The organism is Corynebacterium sp. LK14, assembly GCF_008042215.1.
GTDB classification, from domain to species: Bacteria; Actinomycetota; Actinomycetes; order Mycobacteriales; family Mycobacteriaceae; genus Corynebacterium; species Corynebacterium striatum.
On sequence record NZ_NOVQ01000002.1, the window covers coordinates 25,735 to 41,182 of the forward strand.

Annotated in this window: 17 protein-coding genes and 3 tRNA genes; 12 read left to right on the forward strand and 8 right to left on the reverse strand. The window is 60.4% G+C overall.

Annotated features, from left to right (window positions below):
- Window positions 1-53: 53 nt before the first annotated feature.
- The 6 genes from CHU71_RS00585 (at window position 54) to CHU71_RS00610 (ending at window position 6,121) form a co-directional block, all read left to right on the forward strand.
- The gene (locus tag CHU71_RS00585) at window positions 54-938 is read left to right on the forward strand and encodes a GDSL-type esterase/lipase family protein (protein ID WP_147759872.1); all 885 of its coding nucleotides are present in this window, start codon (window positions 54-56) and stop codon (window positions 936-938) included.
- A 145-nt stretch (window positions 939-1,083) separates the two neighbouring features.
- On the forward strand, window positions 1,084-1,896 hold the full coding sequence (locus CHU71_RS00590; RefSeq protein WP_147759873.1) for a hypothetical protein: 813 nt from the start codon (window positions 1,084-1,086) through the stop codon (window positions 1,894-1,896).
- A 114-nt stretch (window positions 1,897-2,010) separates the two neighbouring features.
- Window positions 2,011-2,214: a hypothetical protein gene (locus tag CHU71_RS00595; RefSeq protein ID WP_046646015.1), complete on the forward strand. Its 204-nt coding sequence runs from the start codon at window positions 2,011-2,013 to the stop codon at window positions 2,212-2,214.
- A gap of 64 nt (window positions 2,215-2,278) precedes the next feature.
- Window positions 2,279-3,853 carry an ABC transporter ATP-binding protein gene (locus tag CHU71_RS00600; RefSeq protein WP_147759874.1) on the forward strand — a complete coding sequence of 525 codons (1,575 nt, stop codon included), beginning with the start codon at window positions 2,279-2,281 and terminating at the stop codon, window positions 3,851-3,853.
- Window positions 3,854-3,945: 92 nt separating this feature from the next.
- A complete protein-coding gene (locus tag CHU71_RS00605; RefSeq protein ID WP_244080947.1) occupies window positions 3,946-5,631 on the forward strand; it encodes an ABC transporter ATP-binding protein in 1,686 nt (561 codons plus the stop codon).
- A 10-nt stretch (window positions 5,632-5,641) separates the two neighbouring features.
- Window positions 5,642-6,121: a GNAT family N-acetyltransferase gene (locus CHU71_RS00610; RefSeq protein ID WP_147759876.1), complete on the forward strand. Its 480-nt coding sequence runs from the start codon at window positions 5,642-5,644 to the stop codon at window positions 6,119-6,121.
- An 85-nt stretch (window positions 6,122-6,206) separates the two neighbouring features.
- Here the strand turns inward: CHU71_RS00610 and CHU71_RS00615 are convergent.
- Window positions 6,207-6,279 (reverse strand) — tRNA-Ala (locus CHU71_RS00615).
- Between the two features lie 171 nt (window positions 6,280-6,450).
- Here CHU71_RS00615 and CHU71_RS00620 point away from each other — a divergent pair.
- The 3 genes from CHU71_RS00620 (at window position 6,451) to CHU71_RS00630 (ending at window position 8,252) form a co-directional block, all read left to right on the forward strand.
- On the forward strand, window positions 6,451-6,723 hold the full coding sequence (locus CHU71_RS00620) for a hypothetical protein (protein ID WP_147759877.1): 273 nt from the start codon (window positions 6,451-6,453) through the stop codon (window positions 6,721-6,723).
- Between the two features lie 132 nt (window positions 6,724-6,855).
- The gene (locus CHU71_RS00625) at window positions 6,856-7,704 is read left to right on the forward strand and encodes a polysaccharide deacetylase family protein (RefSeq protein WP_147759878.1); all 849 of its coding nucleotides are present in this window, start codon (window positions 6,856-6,858) and stop codon (window positions 7,702-7,704) included.
- Entirely contained in the window at window positions 7,704-8,252 is a 549-nt protein-coding gene (locus tag CHU71_RS00630) for a DNA-3-methyladenine glycosylase (RefSeq protein ID WP_147759879.1), read from the forward strand. Before CHU71_RS00625 ends, CHU71_RS00630 begins: the two co-directional genes overlap by 1 nt.
- A gap of 6 nt (window positions 8,253-8,258) precedes the next feature.
- Here CHU71_RS00630 and CHU71_RS00635 read toward each other — a convergent pair whose 3' ends face one another.
- From CHU71_RS00635 to gyrA, 7 genes are all read right to left on the reverse strand, one after another.
- The gene (locus tag CHU71_RS00635) at window positions 8,259-8,744 is read right to left on the reverse strand and encodes a MarR family winged helix-turn-helix transcriptional regulator (protein WP_049152008.1); all 486 of its coding nucleotides are present in this window, start codon (window positions 8,742-8,744) and stop codon (window positions 8,259-8,261) included.
- 42 nt (window positions 8,745-8,786) lie between these two features.
- Window positions 8,787-9,671, reverse strand: a complete 885-nt coding sequence (gene sucD, locus CHU71_RS00640) for a succinate--CoA ligase subunit alpha (protein ID WP_114975752.1) — start codon at window positions 9,669-9,671, stop codon at window positions 8,787-8,789.
- An 8-nt stretch (window positions 9,672-9,679) separates the two neighbouring features.
- Window positions 9,680-10,852, reverse strand: a complete 1,173-nt coding sequence (gene sucC / locus CHU71_RS00645; protein ID WP_147759915.1) for an ADP-forming succinate--CoA ligase subunit beta — start codon at window positions 10,850-10,852, stop codon at window positions 9,680-9,682.
- Between the two features lie 301 nt (window positions 10,853-11,153).
- Window positions 11,154-11,226 (reverse strand) — tRNA-Ala (locus tag CHU71_RS00650).
- Between the two features lie 9 nt (window positions 11,227-11,235).
- Window positions 11,236-11,312 (reverse strand) — tRNA-Ile (locus CHU71_RS00655).
- Window positions 11,313-11,451: 139 nt separating this feature from the next.
- Window positions 11,452-11,796 (reverse strand): DUF3566 domain-containing protein, encoded by a 345-nt coding sequence (locus CHU71_RS00660; RefSeq protein ID WP_046646407.1) that lies wholly within the window; start codon window positions 11,794-11,796, stop codon window positions 11,452-11,454.
- Between the two features lie 3 nt (window positions 11,797-11,799).
- Window positions 11,800-14,370: a DNA gyrase subunit A gene (gene gyrA / locus CHU71_RS00665; RefSeq protein WP_147759880.1), complete on the reverse strand. Its 2,571-nt coding sequence runs from the start codon at window positions 14,368-14,370 to the stop codon at window positions 11,800-11,802.
- A gap of 78 nt (window positions 14,371-14,448) precedes the next feature.
- On the opposite strand from gyrA, the gene CHU71_RS00670 reads away from it, so the two are divergent.
- The 3 genes from CHU71_RS00670 (at window position 14,449) to CHU71_RS00680 (ending at window position 15,437) form a co-directional block, all read left to right on the forward strand.
- Window positions 14,449-14,661 (forward strand): hypothetical protein, encoded by a 213-nt coding sequence (locus tag CHU71_RS00670; protein ID WP_005530675.1) that lies wholly within the window; start codon window positions 14,449-14,451, stop codon window positions 14,659-14,661.
- A complete protein-coding gene (locus tag CHU71_RS00675) occupies window positions 14,658-14,927 on the forward strand; it encodes a hypothetical protein (protein ID WP_005530678.1) in 270 nt (89 codons plus the stop codon). The genes CHU71_RS00670 and CHU71_RS00675 overlap by 4 nt, the downstream gene beginning before the upstream one ends.
- 69 nt (window positions 14,928-14,996) lie before the next feature.
- Window positions 14,997-15,437 (forward strand): hypothetical protein, encoded by a 441-nt coding sequence (locus tag CHU71_RS00680; RefSeq protein ID WP_100086697.1) that lies wholly within the window; start codon window positions 14,997-14,999, stop codon window positions 15,435-15,437.
- Window positions 15,438-15,448 lie beyond the last annotated feature (11 nt).

A 15,448-nucleotide genomic window follows, 5' to 3' on the forward strand; every position in this document is an offset into this window, starting at 1 on the left:
GGACTTGGTACTAAAACCAAATAAGAAAAGAACCCGAACCAGACTGTCTCTCCATGAAAAAACTCCTGACTCACAAACTGCTTAGCAAGATCACTGCCGCCTGCGCCGCAGCCCTGACCGCGGCGTCACTCGGCACCGCTGCAGCCTCCGCACAACAGGCACAGACGCTCATGTTTGGTGACTCCATGTTTGCCAACCCCACCTTCGACCAGATCGGTTCGGGCATTGCAAATATGTCGAGCGCAATGAAGATCAACAGCGATCCTGGCGCACCAAGCCCACAGGGCTGCCCGCAGGGCGCGTCCACCGTTGGCCGTGAGCTCGCCGTTGCCTCCGGCCAGCGCGTTATCAACTACTCCTGCTCTGGCGCCGCAGCCGCGGGAAACACCCCTCGTCCCGACTTCACGGAGCAGGTCAACCACGCGCTTGCCACTCGAGATTTGAATCCAGGAACCCGCAACGTTCTCATTCAATTCGGCTTCAATGACATCACTTCGACAAACTTCATCGTTGATCCCAATCGCACTGCGTTCAAGACCGCGATGCGCAATGAGATCGGACGTATTCGCGCCGCAGCTCCTAATGCCAAGATCACCTTGGTGGGCTACCCAGCATTCTCGGCTGCTAACGGCTCCCTGTGCCCGGTACGAGTGAAAGAAAACCCGAACCTCGGCACCAACCTCTCCGCCCTCGGCGTGGTCAGGAACGTTGAAGACAACGTTAACTTTGCACTCTTCCAGGCCGCACAAGAATCCCGCGTTAACTATTTCGACCTACGCTCGGCAACCATCGAGCACAACATGTGTGCCCCAGCTGGCATGCGTTGGACGGCCGGCGTCTTTGAGTTCTCCGAACCGCACAACTTCTTCAACCACCTAACCCACAACGGCAACATCGGCGTAGCCCGGATCCTGACCGATCACGTTCTCGCCCGCTAAGTCATAATCAAGCGTCATAAGGGTCACCACCGCATCATGCAGGGGCGACCCTTTGCTTTTCCTTCATACGTATAGTGGCGGGCCTTAACGCCCGCCACTACGCTGGTGGGAAGCACACGATAAAGCTAATTTAAGGAGCGTTCGCATGAACCCCACCGCAATTTCCGCTTCCGTCGGCCTGGCCACCAACCTGTGGAAGAGGTTTAAGGATTACCGCGACGAGAAGGCTCTCGAGGCTTACACCGCCCTGGAAGCTGCTGCAGCAGAGGTAGAAGAGCGCAGCAAGGACGCCTTCCCTGAGGCTCGCCGCAGCGCCGGCGCCGTCACCCAGGCAGCCCACGATCGCTTGGAGCGTAGCATCGCCGAGCTCAAGGACCGGGGTCAGGAAGTTAGCAAACAGGCTTCCGAGCGCTTCGATGAAGCTCGCAAGGACGCAAAGAAGGCCCAGAAGAAGGCACAGAAGAACGTCAAGAAGCAGTCCCGCAAACAGGCAAAGGCCGCACGCAAGGCTGCTGACAAGGCCCAGAAGCGCAGCGCTAAGAAGCTCAAGAACATCAACTTCGGCAAGGAGAAGAAGAGCTCCAAGTTCTGGCCGTTCGCGCTGATCCTCGCCCTGATCTCCGCTATCGGTGGCTGCCTCTACTACTTCTTCAAGATCCGCAAGGAAGAGGCTTCCGAGTTTCCGCCGCGCGTCGAGGACTTCACCACCGGTGCCGATGCCGCAGCTGAGGGCTCCACCTTGGTCTACACCTCCACCACCGAGGACGACCACAAGGTCTCCGACCTCGCGGAAGAGGGCGTCGTCGAGCGCGACGAAGAGCTCTTGGGCTCCATCGATGAGCAACTAGCTAAGCACAAGGAAGAAGCCGAGGCTGCTGCCGACGCCGATACCTCCCGCATCACCGATGACCGCGATGACGAGGGCAAGCACCGCCTGCAGACCAACGAGCAGGAGTAAATCCACCCCGTTTAAGGGGGTAAAGCAAACGTTGTCTGGATCTCAATCCTTTGCTTGACGGGCTCGAAGCTGATTGAATTTTTGGGTATCTCGAAACAATCCCAAGGAGAGTTGATGAGCTTCGAGTCCCTCATTGTCAAGCTCAAGAGCGGTGCGACCTACTACTTCCCTGCTGGTTCCGTCAGCGGCGATCCTTCGCATCGGGTAGACAATCTCCGCTTTGCTATCGAGAACGGCACCACGTTCCACTCCGTGGATGACAGTGGCATCGACCGCGAGTTCTCGGGTTACGACGTGTCGAATTATCACCTCGCTTAAGAGCCCTTAAAGGCCGCCTTTCTAGTGAATTAGAAGGCGACCTTTTCTTATAGGATATGCAGCTATGACTGTCTATCCTCGCATGAAAACCTGGTCCTGGTATCTACCAGATCAGCCTCCCACCGGGGAAACTTCTCTCACCGAAACCACCAATTGGGCAAAGCCTAGTGCTGCCACTCGGCGACTGCTGTTTGCCCAGCCTGTTGGCGTGGTGGGCCTACTCATAGCGGCCGCCATCAACTCCCCGTTGGGTGCGCTGGTCTCCGTGGTCATTGGTCAGGCCACGCAGTACGCATTCAGCGATCCTTCCTGGCGAACACTGGGCGTTCCCGTACTGGTCACGGCATTGCTGCTCTACATCATGTACCTAGCGGAGGCCACAGCGGACGCCTTCACGGATCTTAGCCAAGCTCGCACCACGCATACCTTGCGTTTGGGCCTTTTACACAAGCTTCTCGACGCCTCCACCAAAGGACTCAGCCCCGGCCGCCTCCTCAACACGATGGACGAGGACTCGCACTACATCGGCCAACTCAAGCAGGTGCTTAACTTCCCGCTTTTCATGGCGGGATATCTCATCGGCGCCATCTTCAGCCTGGCTCCGATTTCCTGGGTGGTTTCCCTCGGGCTCATCGTGGGCGCGATCCTGACCGCCATTGCTTCGTGGGCCACCGCAAAGCCCCTGACGGGCGTTGCATCTGCCCGGCGCGCCAAGGAAAACACTGCGTTGGCCCTAGCCACTGACTTTGCCCAAGGCTCGCGCGTCATCAAAGGTCTCGGAGCCAACGAGGTGGCCAAAGAACGCTTCACTCTGGCTGCACACGACGCCCTTATTTCGATGCTCCGCGAACTGCGCCTGAGCGTCCTGTTGTCGTGGCTGCGCCAGATGGTGCCCACCCTCTTTGCCGTCTTCCTTCTCACGTGGACGGCCTGGCAGACCTTCGAAGGGAACATCGAGCCAGGCGGCATGATGTCTATTACGATGCTCGCTCCTCCCACGCTCACCGCGTTGGGCTTGTCGCTCGGCCATCTCACCGAGAACTGGGCTAAGGGCCAGGCGTCGGTGGAACGCGTGGGTGAGTTGCTGCAGGACCTGGGAAAAGGGGACGTCGCCAAGCAGGGCACCCCGGTAGACTTGGAACCAGGGCTCAACGTGTGGATACCGGAGACGGCTAAGGGCCGCGCGCTTGTCGACGCCTGGACCACCCACCTTTCCGCCCACGGTGCTCTTTGCCCGCCGCACCACATTTCAGTTTTGGAGGGCACCCTGGCCGATAACATCGACCCGCTTGGCACCCTCCCCGCACAGCAGGTGCACGCTGCGCTGGAGGCCGCCGCCTGCGGCGACATCGTGACGCGCCTGGGCGGCTTTGGGCACGACGGCACTCTGCCTGATTCCCCCATCGGCGAGGCCGGCCTGAACCTTTCCGGTGGCCAGCGGCAGCGCGTGGCTCTTGCCCGTGCGCTCGCGCAGGATCCCGAGGTGCTCGTGCTCGATAATCCCACCACGGGTCTCGACTCCCTGACCTTGGCCACCGTGGCTGAGCGCGTGGCTAAGCTGCGCCGCGGACGCGTGACCGTGGTGATAACCGCTGCCCCGACGTGGGCCGCCAACGCGGACAAGGTGGTGGCGCTGTGAGTCAGTCTCGTGCAGATGCACTCGCGCCGGCTTCAGCGCGCGAATCGTGGCGCTTCCTCAAGACTTTGCCCTCGGCGCCAACGCGCCCGAAGATGCTGCTGGTCTTTGCCGTTTTCACCGTCACCATCGTGATGATGAACTTAGGCTCCCAGGTCTTGGGCCGCGTGGTGGACATCATTCAAGGAATGGAGCTGCCTGTCATCGGCTCGGGCCGCCCAGCGATGCTCGCGGTGCTAGGCATCATTGCCGCAGCGCTTATCGCGGAGGTCACCGGCCGCGCCATCGGAGGCTACATGATCAATGCCAAGGCGCGGCGCCTAGCCGTGGACCTGCGCACCGCGGCGCTGGATTCGGTGCTGCGTGCGCCGGTTCCCCGCGTGATGGAGCTGGGCACGGGCAACGTGATTACGCGTTTGTCCAAGGACATCGACACCGTGGTCATCTCTATCTCCATGATGGGCGAGCGCCTGGCCGTCACCCTGTTCATCCTGCCACTCACCGCGCTGAGCATGGTGTTCATCCACCCGGCTTACCTGCTGATCTTCGCGTTGGCGGTGCTTATCATGTACCCGTTCATCAAAGGCACCATCCGCGACATCCCGGAGATAGCAAATGAGGTCTCCTCCGTCGAGGCGCGCCGCAACAACGTCTTGCTCGACACCATCCGCGCCTTGGACACCTTGCGCCAATTCAAGCTCGGCGGCTGGGCCGAGCAGCGCATGGAGCGCTACTCCTGGGATACGGTGCAGGCCTGGGGCGATAAGGTCCCGCTCATCAACCGCATCATCGGCCAGGGCTCCATCAGCTTCGCGGTGCTGCTACTCGGAACCTTGTCCATGTCAGTGCCGATGGTGGCCTGGGACTGGGTCACGCAGGGCCAGGCGGCGGCTGCGGTGCTGCTGATCATGCGCCTTGAGGTGCACGTATTCAACATCTTGTTCTTTGCCGGCGAGATCCAGCATGCGGTCACTTCCCTAGGCCGCGCGGTTGCGTTGGCGCTGTTGAGCAGTGATGTTCCGGACCAAGAGCAGGACTCTCTTTCGGCTGCGCCAGCGATACGCATCGACGGCGTCACCTACTCCTACCCCGGCGGCGCGGAGGTTCTGCACGGCATAGACCTCACCTTGGAGGCTGGTACCACGACCGCGCTGGTGGGCACCTCGGGTGCGGGCAAGTCCACTCTGGCGGCGCTGGTGGCGGGCCTGCAGTACCCCACGACCGGCACCATTCACCTCGATGCGGTGGACACCGCCACGGTTCCCAACACGTGGGTGACCGAGCACGTCGCGCTCATCACCCAGGAGGTTCACCTGTTTTCCGGCACGCTTCGCGACGACCTCCTCCTCGCCCTCCCCGGCGCCTCCGACGCCCAATTGTGGGCGGCGTTGCACGAAGTCGGCCTAGACGAGTCCTCGCGCTGGCTGCCTGACGGCCTCGATACGTTCATCGGCGCTGGTAACGAGGAAATCGGAGCGGAGGCCTCACAACAAATTTCGCTGGCGCGCATGATTTTGCGTCAGCCGCCGGTGCTCATCATGGATGAGGCGACGTCGGAAGCCGGCTCCGAGCATGCCGCCGTGCTGGAGTCTGCGGCACGTGCTGTAACTCGCGGGCGCACTGCGTTGGTGGTGGCTCACCGCTTAGACCAAGCCCGCGAGGCGGATCGCATCATCGTGATGGAGCAGGGCGAAATCGTCGAGGACGGCACGCACGCCTCCCTCATGGCGCTCGGCGGCCGCTATGCCAAGGCTTATGCGCAGTGGGAGCACGGCCACTAAGCTGGCCACCATGTCTGATTTCGAACTGCGCCCCTTAAGCGAGGCGGACCGCACCTACTTGGCCCGCCTCAACTTCCTCACGGACACTTTCGGTGAGGAGCACAAGGAGCTCACGCCGCAATTCGACGCCGACTTCGACTACTACCTCGCCGGATGGGAGCCCTCCCGCGGCGGCTTCATCGCGTGGCAGGGCAACGTTCCCACTGGCGGCGTGTGGCTGAACTGGGGAACTGAGCAGCGCCACGGCTACGGGCACGTGGAAGAGGGAATTCCGGAGCTCGCCCTTGCTGTGGAACCGCGCTACCGCTCGCAGGGCGTGGGCACTTTACTTCTTCGCGCCGCCACGGACCTCGCCCGCGACTTAGGCGCTCCCGGCGTCTCGCTCTCGGTGGCCCTGACCAATGAGCGTGCGCACCGGCTCTACTTATTTATGGGGTTCAAGCCGGTCGGTGAGTCGGAGGGCCATGTGGTGCTGGTGAAGCGCTTCTAGGGCTAAGTAGCAAACGTGTCGGGAACGGTGCATGCACCAAACAACAAAGAAACCCGACACCATTACGGTGCCGGGTTCCGGGCTGTGGAGCATAGGAGAATCGAACTCCTGACCTTCTGCTTGCAAAGCAGATGCTCTACCAATTGAGCTAATGCCCCAGTGCGGTTAATACTACTCCACCGAGCCCGCGCGAAAAAATCCCCACCACAACACACCTAATTTACTTTGTTTTTAAAGTAACTCGCCCAACAGGGGCAATCTTCGATCTCCGTGAGCGGGCAATTCCCCTAGCTGACCAGCACCGCCGTTGGCAGCCCAGCGACGGACCCATGCCCGCCCTCTTCGTCAGCCACGGTGCCTACGCCGGACACCACCTCGATGCCTTCGATGAGTGGGCGGCGCATGCCATTCACGCGGGCGACGTCGACAAGCTCATGGCCTACATGGACAAAGCACCGGGCGCGCGCATTGCCCACTCCACCGCCGATCATTACGTGCCGTTGCTGCTGACCATGGGCGCAGCCGACGACCCTCGCACCGCCAAGACCGTGTTTACTCGGCGCGGACTGGGCAACCACATCCGTTCGATCCAGGTGGCATAGGCTTTTACGCGAGTCACATTAGCCACAAAAGATAACAATTTTCACTTCTGTTGCGTGTCACTAGGGTTTTTATAGGAAGTAGCCACCATAATCAAGGATCTGTCCACTCCTCGCTTAGAAAGGTCCTTCGCCATGCGCCGCCTCGCTGTTGCCACCGTTGCCTTCCTCACCGCCGCGGCCCTACCCGCGACGGCACAGGCCGCTCTTCCCCCGCTGCCCACGGTTGAACTACCCGCAGTTCAGCTGCCTAACCTCCAGCAAGAAGCCGACCGCTTCCTCAACACCCTTCCGCCGGAGTGGGGTTCCTCGCGGCCAGCACCGGCAGCCCAGCCCGCTCAGCAGCCCGCACAACCAGCACAGTCCGCAGCGAAAACCGCCCCCAACTGCGCCAACTGCGTGGCCATCACCTATGACGATGGCCCCAGCCCCCTCACCAACCAGCTCCTCGACACCCTGAAGTCCAAGAATACTCACGCCAGCTTCATGGTCCTAGCGCCCAACGCCACCGCGCACCCGAAGCTATTGCGTCGCATGCAGGCGGAGGGCCATACCATCGGCAACCACACCAACACGCACCGTGAGCTGAATAAACTCGCCGCCGGCGACGTCGACGGGGAAATCAAGGCAGGTGCCAGCGCCATCAAGGCGGCAACCGGCCAGAACCCTCGTTGGCTGCGCCCACCGTACGGCGCCACCAACGGCACTGTCGACGCCGCGGCCAAAGCCAACGGCCAAGCCGAGGCCATGTGGTCCGTGGACACACTGGACTGGAAGGACCGCAACTCCGAGCACGTATGCAGCGCTGCAGTCAGCGGCGCGCAGCCGGGCAGCATCATCCTCATGCATGACATCCACGCCACCACGGTTAATGCTGCCAGCTGCGTCATCGACGGCCTGCGCGCCAAGGGCCTCGAGCCGGTCAGCCTCGATACTCTTATCCCCAACCCACAACCGGGCAAGCAGTACTACTCTCGGAGCTGATGATTGATTTCTCGGCCCCCGCAGATGTCGTTGCGCCCCAACTCTTGGGGGCAACTCTCACCTTCAACGGCGTCAGCATCCGCCTCACCGAGGTTGAGGCCTACCTCGGCGAGGATGACGAGGCAGCGCACACCTACAACGGCCAGACCCCGCGCAACGCGGCGATGTTCGGCCCACCCGGGCGCCTTTACGTCTACGCCTCCTACGGCATCCACCGCAACGGCAACATCGTGTGCGCCCCGGAGGGCACGGGCCAAGGATGTCTACTACGCGGCGGCGAGGTCATCGAAGGTACCGAGCTCGCTTTCCGACGCCGCGGCACCACCGACTTCCATAACCTCGCCCGTGGGCCAGGGAACCTCGGAAAAGCACTGGGATTCACGCTGGAAGATAACGGCACGCCAATTCAACTCGCCGAGCGTGAGCAAGAGCCGGAGTGGGTCTGCGGGCCGCGAATTGGCATCAGTAAGAATAAACAAGCACCTTTGCGCTTTTGGATTCCTTTCGACAAGACCGTCTCGGCGCGCAGAGGCCTGCCGCCGAGCTAATGAGGCCTAGTAACGCCCGCCGTAGCGTTCATCGCTCTCGATGGCCGCGAGGATGCGATCGTTGATCTGGTTGAGCTGCCGCACCTGCGTGCGAGTGAGGTTATCCATCACGGAACGACGCGCCTGGGCGGCGTGCCCAGGCGCGGTGGCGACAACCTTGTCCCAGCCGGCGTCGGTAAGCTGCGCCAGCGTAGTGCGGCCATCATTCGGATCTGGACGGCGCGTAACCCAACCTTGCTTCTCCAAGCGTGTGACCACCTGGCTAAGCCGTGAGAGCGAGCCGTTCGCCGTGTACGCAAGGTCGCGCATGCGCATCTCACGATTCTCCGACTCGGAAAGACGAGACAGAACGGTGTACTCGAAGAAGCTCAAGCCGGCGTCGTCACGCAGCTGGGCATCCAGAATGTTGGTTAAGCGGATGGTGACTCCCATGAGGGATACAAAGGAAGAGAGTTCCTCCTCATCAAGCCACTTCTTATCCTTCTCGGTCATGAAATTTATTCTAGCAACGAAGGTTTAGAGGTTAAGCATCTGCTAGGCAGATTTCAGCGCTTCCCGGAGAAGCTGCGCCGCCTGACTCGGAGTCTTGCCGACCTTCACGCCGGCCTCCTCAAGCGCAGCCTTCTTGCCCTCTGCGGTTCCGGATCCTCCAGAGACAATCGCTCCTGCGTGCCCCATGGTTTTGCCCTCCGGCGCGGTAAAACCAGCAATGTAGGCCACCACCGGCTTGGTCACGTGCTCCTTGATATAGCGTGCGGCATATTCTTCGGCGTCGCCGCCGATCTCGCCGATCATGATGATGGCCTCGGTCTCGGGGTCCTTCTCAAAGGCCTCGATGGCCGTGATGTGGGTAGTTCCGATGATTGGGTCACCGCCAATGCCCACGCAGGTGCTAAATCCAATGTCGGAGAGCTCATACATCATCTGATAGGTCAGCGTGCCAGACTTGGACACTAAACCAATCTTGCCCGGGTTCGGAGCAGTCTCCGCTGGGATGATGCCTGCGTTGGACTGGCCAGGGCTATAAAGACCTGGACAGTTGGGGCCAATGATGCGGGTCTTCGACTCGCGCGCAAGCGCGAAGAGCTCCGCGGTGTCCTTGACTGGAACTCCCTCGGTGATGATGACGACCAGCTCGATGCCCGCGCGGATGGCTTCCTCAGCCGCGTCCTTGGTGAACTTGGCGGGGACGAAGATAACGGTGACGTTGGCGTCGGTTGCCTGCATAGCCTCGCGCACGGAGCCGAAGATTGGAATCTGCTGGCCATCAATGTCGACGCGCTCACCGGCCTTCTTGGGGTTGACGCCGCCCACGATGTTCGATCCGGAGGCGAGCATGCGGCGTGTGTGCTTCATGCCTTCGGCGCCGGTCATACCTTGGACGATGATGCGGGAATCCTTGTTGAGAAAAATAGACATTGTTACTCCTATTCAGCCAGCTCCGCGGCCTTGCGAGCCGCTGCGTCCATGGTGGAAACCTGCTCCAGCTTGGGCAGGTGCGCGTCGTCGAGAATGCTGCGTCCAAGCTCTGCGTTGTTGCCGTCGAGACGTACGACGAGCGGTTTCGGCTCGATTCCATCGGAGGCCAGAATCTTGTAGGCCTGCACGATGCCCTTGGCCACCTCGTCGCAGGCGGTGATTCCGCCGAAGACGTTGACAAATACAGACTTGACCTGGGGATCTCCGAGGATCACTTCGAGGCCGTTGGCCATGACTTCTGCGTTGGCACCACCGCCGATGTCAAGGAAGTTCGCGGGCTTGGGTTGGCTAGGCAGATCCTCGCCCGCATATGCCACGACGTCGAGCGTGGACATCACCAGGCCCGCGCCGTTGCCGATGATGCCCACCGAGCCATCCAGCTTTACGTAATTCAGGCCCATCTGCTGCGCCTTGAGCTCCAGCGGATCCGTGGCACCGTGATCGTGCAGGGCAGCATGCTCGCTGTGGCGGAACTCCGCGTTGCCATCGAGCGTCACCTTGCCATCGAGGGCGATGATGTCACCCTGTGCGGTCTTCACCAGCGGGTTAACCTCCACCAGGGTGGCGTCTTCCGCAGTGTAGACCTTGTAGAGCTGCTTAAAGACGGGCACAAGCTTGGCGACGTCCTCCTCCACAAAGCCTGCTTCATAGGCCATGTCGCGGGCAAGAGTGTCTGTCATACCATCGAGGGGAGAGAAGCTGCGGCGAATGAGCGCTTCAGGGCGCTCCGCGGCGAGCTTTTCGATCTCCACGCCACCTTCCTTGGAGAGCATCGCTAGGTAGCGGCGCTTGGTACGGTCCAAGAGGATCGAGAAGTAGTATTCCTCGGCGATGTCGGCGCCCTCGGCGACCATGACCTTGCGCACGGTGTGGTCTTTGATCTTGAGGCCGAGGATTTCCTTGGCCTTTTCTTCCGCCTCAGCTGGGCTCTTAGCCAGCTTCACACCACCAGCCTTGCCGCGGCCGCCAGTCTTGACTTGGGCTTTGACCACAACAATGGGCGTGCTGAGCTTCGCGGCTGCTTCTTCGGCCTGGACGGCCGAGGTAGCGACGATGCCTCGCAGCGTGGGTACGCCATGCTTTTCGAAAAGGTCCCTGGCCTGGTACTCGTAGAGGTCCACTGGATCTCCGTTTCCTCGCAATTTCTGGATGGACAACTCTTCACAGAATCGCGGAAATCTGGAACCGAATCAACAGGTTAGGAGACATTCGTGAATGGCAACTTAACAAGCTTTACGGTTCGCTGAAATTTGGCCCTAACCTGCTCAATTATTCGATTTTCTAGACGAATAGCAATTAGCTAAGTTCGCCATTGGGGGCACCCGTCCCACTACCGGCTTAGATGTCGTATATCCCGGCCTTACTGCTCACCGCCAAACAACAAAGAAACCCGACACCATTACGGTGCCGGGTTCCGGGCTGTGGAGCATAGGAGAATCGAACTCCTGACCTTCTGCTTGCAAAGCAGATGCTCTACCAATTGAGCTAATGCCCCATTGTTCCGTGGTGGGCCTAGCAAGAATCGAACTTGCGACCTCATCGTTATCAGCGATGCGCTCTAACCGACTGAGCTATAGGCCCCTGTGCGGAACGAGTTGTAACTTTACATACTCTTTGCGGGATAACACAAATCGTATGGTCAGAGGGCTAATAAAAGCAGAAAACCGACACTTAAAATCAGGTGCCGGTTAAATGCTTTTCGTCCTAGTCGACGTTCTCCCTAGTCGACGTTCTCATGGATACCCAGTTTGAAACCACCGAAGACGTCCACTATGGCGTTGTAGATGAACGCCAGTAGCGGAGCCATCAACGTGCCGAACACGGCCACGATGGCACCGATCAACGCCGAGATGGACAAGACCACACCAAAGGTGACCTCGAAAGCGCCACCCACGCCGCCAACTAGGCTATTGAGGGAATCCCAGATTCCCGCCTGGTCCAAGGCGAAGTACAAGATGCATACCGCGAGGATCCATGCGACGAGGCCGACGAGGGACATCGCCAAGCCCACGCGAAACGCCGACATTGGAGAAATTCGCGTAAGGGTTACGTCTCGTCTTGCCATGGATTACTCCTCGTTGCCCTCATCATTAGTGTTCTTCGAATCCGCAATCTTCAGGTGCTCCTGCTGAACATCCTCCACGGACTTTTCGCCCTTGGCCACAGCCTGAGCGTCTTCCTCACCATGGTCCTCAACGTTGCGGTCGATTGCAAGCAATTCGACGTCGTTGGAAAGGTTGACCAGGCGAACGCCCATGGTCGCACGGGAAGAAGGACGGATCTGGTTAACCTCAGTACGGATAACACCGCCAACAGAGGTGATTGCGAAGATCTCGTCTTCCTCGTCCACTGCAATCGCACCGATGAGCTTGCCGCGCTTCGGGGTGTACTTAAAGGTCATCACGCCCAGGCCGCCACGGCCCTGCGGGGTGTATTCCTCAATCGCCGTACGCTTGCCATAGCCGCCGGAGGTGGCCACGAGCAGGTACCCGCCGTCGTGGACCACGGACATCGACAGCAGCTGGTCATCGCCGCGGAAGCGCATGCCCTTCACGCCGGCGGTGGCGCGGCCCATCGGGCGCAGCTGGTCGTCGTCAGCGGTGAAGCGGATGGCTTGGCCCTGCTCAGAGGTCAGCAGGATGTCATCGCCTTCGTCGACGAGGGAAGCGCCGATGAGCGCATCGCCCTCGTTGAGGTTGATGGCGATGAGGCCAGCAGAACGAGCGGACTCATAGTCGGTGAGGCGGGACTTCTTGACGCGGCCCTGCTTGGTGGCTAGGACGAGGTAAGGAGCGTCCTCGTAGGACTGAATCTGAATGACCTGTGCGATCTTCTCCTCCGGCTGGAATTCCAACAGGTTAGCCACGTGCTGGCCACGTGCGGTACGGCCTGCCTCCGGCAGCTCATAAGCCTTGAGGCGGTAAACACGGCCAAAGTTGGTAAAGAAGAGGATCCAGTCGTGCGTGGAGCAGACGAAGAAGTTCTTGACGATGTCGTCCTGCTTGAGCTCCGCACCGCGCACGCCCTTGCCGCCGCGCTTCTGCGCCTTGTAGGCATCGACCTTGGTGCGCTTTGCATAGCCAGTAGAGGTGATCGTGATGACCACGTTCTCGCGGGCGATAAGATCCTCGTCAGTGACGTCGCCAGAAGCAGCAACGATCTGGGTACGGCGCTCATCGCCGTACTTTTCGACGATCTCAGCGAGCTCGTCGTGGACGATCTGACGCTGGCGTTCCTCGCGGGCGAGGATGTCCTTGAGGTCAGCAATGATCTCTTCGATCTCAGCCAACTCGTCAATGATCTTCTGACGCTCCAGGGCTGCCAGACGGCGCAGCTGCATCGCCAGGATGGCGTCTGCCTGTACATCATCTACCGCGAGAAGCTCCTTCAAGCCCTCACGCGCTTCGTCGACCGTTGGGGAACGGCGGATAAGCGCGATGACCTCGTCGAGCATATCGAGGGCCTTGACCAAACCACGCAGGATGTGGGCGCGCTTTTCGGCTTCATCCAGGCGGTACTGGGTACGGCGAACGATGACCTCGATCTGGTGCGCAACGTAGTAGCGCAGCATCTGGTCCAGGCGCAGGGTGCGCGGCACGCCATCGACGATGGAGAGCATGTTGGCGCCAAAGGAGGTCTGCAGCTGGGAGTGCTTGTAGAGGTTGTTGAGCACGACGCGGGCAACGGCATCGCGCTTCAGAGTGACCACGATGCGCATGCCGACGCGGTCGGAAGACTCGTCCTCGATCTTGGCGATGCCGGCGATCTTGCCGTTGGCCACGGACTCCGCGATGTTGGAGATCATGTTGTCCGGGTTGACCTGGTACGGCAGCTCGGTGATGACGATGGTTTGGCGGTTGCCGGACTCCTCGATGGAGGTCACACCACGCATGCGGATGGAACCGCGGCCAGTGGTGTAGGCATCCTTGATGCCCTGATCGCCGACGATGAGACCTGCGGTTGGGAAGTCTGGGCCCTTCACGCGCTCCATGCAGGCTGCAAGTGCTTCCTCATCGGAGGCTTCTGGGTTATCCAGCAGCCAATAGATAGCCTCAGCCAGCTCGTTCAGGTTGTGCGGCGGGATGTTGGTGGCCATACCAACGGCGATGCCGCCGGAGCCGTTCATCAGCAGGTTTGGAACGCGGGAAGGCAGGATGTCCGGTTCCTGGGTCTTACCGTCGTAGTTCGGGGAGAAGTCGACGGTGTTTTCGCGAATGTCACGGACCATTTCCATGGCCAGCGGGGTCATGCGGCACTCGGTGTAACGCATTGCCGCTGGGCCGTCGTTGCCGCGGGAACCGAAGTTACCCTGGCCGTCGACCAGCGGGTAGCGCATGTTCCAGGACTGTGCCAGACGCACCAACGTGTCATAGATTGCGGAGTCACCGTGCGGGTGGAATTGACCCATGGTGTCCGAGACCGGGCGGGCGGACTTCACGTAGCCGCGATCGGGGCGGTAGCCGGAGTCGAACATCGCGTACAAGATGCGGCGGTGCACCGGCTTCAGGCCATCGCGAACCTCCGGAAGCGCACGGCCGACGATGACGGACATGGCGTAGTCGATGTAGCTCGACTCCATCTCCTCGTTGATATCAATCGGTTGAATACGATCAAAAAGATCGCCATTTTGGTCACTCATAACCGCAAATTCTACCCTCTGAGGCCTTCCAGCGCCTCTTACGCCGCGCTGGTGATACCACCGTGATACCGTTTAGGCATGGCCATGACCCTTCGTTTGACACCCGAACAAGACCACGCGCTCACGCTCCTCGCCTCCGCCCAAGGCACCTCCAAGCACGAGGCGGTGGTGCGCGCGGTGGTTGCGGCTGCAGCACGCACGCTTTCCGACGCCGCCGTGCAAGACACCGCACGCCACCTCCTCCCCGGCCGTGCCGAGTTGGAAGCCGAAATCCGAAGGGCCCGCCCATGACGCCTGAGCAGCTCCTTCTCGTCGCCCGCGAGTTCTGCGCTCAGCACAAGGTGACGGTGACGAACTTTGGGGCATTGGTGGCCGCGGCGTCGTTAAGCACGGCGAAAATGGAGGGAATCGCAATCCACGGAAACAGGGTCCAGGCCGCCCGGGCCATGCGCGACCTGCTCGTGGCCTACCCCGCTTTAAACGCGCACAACGACGCCTTTGCCACTGTCTGCGCGCGCGTCTACATGGAAATAGAAGACAGGCTTTCTTTACGCTGACTTATTACTGCCCAGCTTCTCTCAAACGCGCCACCTCCGAAACCTTGCAGCTTCAGTAGGATTAAGCGCATGTCTAGTCTTTCCCAGCTCCTGGAAACCCCCACCCGCACTGCTGTGGTGGCAGAACTCGTCTCTTTGGTGGACAAGGTCGTCGCTGAGCAGTCCGGTATTACCGGCATGGCAATCAAGGGCGCGGTTGCCGCGGCAAAGAAGGTCGACTCCGACATCGTTTCCAAGGGCATCCACCGCATGCTCCCAGATCTGCTCGGTGAGCTGGAGTCTTACTGGCAGGAATTCCAGTCTTCCGCACAGGATGATTTTGGCTCCTACCTCGGCGGCAATGACAAGCGGGTCACGGATTCCTTGATGAACGTGGCAGACCGCAACGCCGATCAGATCAACAACGCGGCCCTGGCTAAGACCTACAACTCCCTGCGCAACAAGGTCTCCAAGATCGTTGAGCCATACGTCCCTGAGTTCGGCCGCATCCTACAAAAGCACATGCACTAAAGAGGTGTAGT

Coding starts and splice junctions, on each gene's coding strand:
- CHU71_RS00585 (WP_147759872.1), top strand. CDS start 54: ATGAAAAAACTCCTGACTCACAAACTGCTTAGCAAGATCACTGCCGCC.
- CHU71_RS00590 (WP_147759873.1), top strand. CDS start 1,084: ATGAACCCCACCGCAATTTCCGCTTCCGTCGGCCTGGCCACCAACCTG.
- CHU71_RS00595 (WP_046646015.1), top strand. CDS start 2,011: ATGAGCTTCGAGTCCCTCATTGTCAAGCTCAAGAGCGGTGCGACCTAC.
- CHU71_RS00600 (WP_147759874.1), top strand. CDS start 2,279: ATGACTGTCTATCCTCGCATGAAAACCTGGTCCTGGTATCTACCAGAT.
- CHU71_RS00605 (WP_244080947.1), top strand. CDS start 3,946: ATGCTGCTGGTCTTTGCCGTTTTCACCGTCACCATCGTGATGATGAAC.
- CHU71_RS00610 (WP_147759876.1), top strand. CDS start 5,642: ATGTCTGATTTCGAACTGCGCCCCTTAAGCGAGGCGGACCGCACCTAC.
- CHU71_RS00620 (WP_147759877.1), top strand. CDS start 6,451: ATGCCCGCCCTCTTCGTCAGCCACGGTGCCTACGCCGGACACCACCTC.
- CHU71_RS00625 (WP_147759878.1), top strand. CDS start 6,856: ATGCGCCGCCTCGCTGTTGCCACCGTTGCCTTCCTCACCGCCGCGGCC.
- CHU71_RS00630 (WP_147759879.1), top strand. CDS start 7,704: ATGATTGATTTCTCGGCCCCCGCAGATGTCGTTGCGCCCCAACTCTTG.
- CHU71_RS00635 (WP_049152008.1), bottom strand. CDS start 8,744: ATGACCGAGAAGGATAAGAAGTGGCTTGATGAGGAGGAACTCTCTTCC.
- sucD (WP_114975752.1), bottom strand. CDS start 9,671: ATGTCTATTTTTCTCAACAAGGATTCCCGCATCATCGTCCAAGGTATG.
- CHU71_RS00660 (WP_046646407.1), bottom strand. CDS start 11,796: ATGGCAAGACGAGACGTAACCCTTACGCGAATTTCTCCAATGTCGGCG.
- gyrA (WP_147759880.1), bottom strand. CDS start 14,370: ATGAGTGACCAAAATGGCGATCTTTTTGATCGTATTCAACCGATTGAT.
- CHU71_RS00670 (WP_005530675.1), top strand. CDS start 14,449: ATGGCCATGACCCTTCGTTTGACACCCGAACAAGACCACGCGCTCACG.
- CHU71_RS00675 (WP_005530678.1), top strand. CDS start 14,658: ATGACGCCTGAGCAGCTCCTTCTCGTCGCCCGCGAGTTCTGCGCTCAG.
- CHU71_RS00680 (WP_100086697.1), top strand. CDS start 14,997: ATGTCTAGTCTTTCCCAGCTCCTGGAAACCCCCACCCGCACTGCTGTG.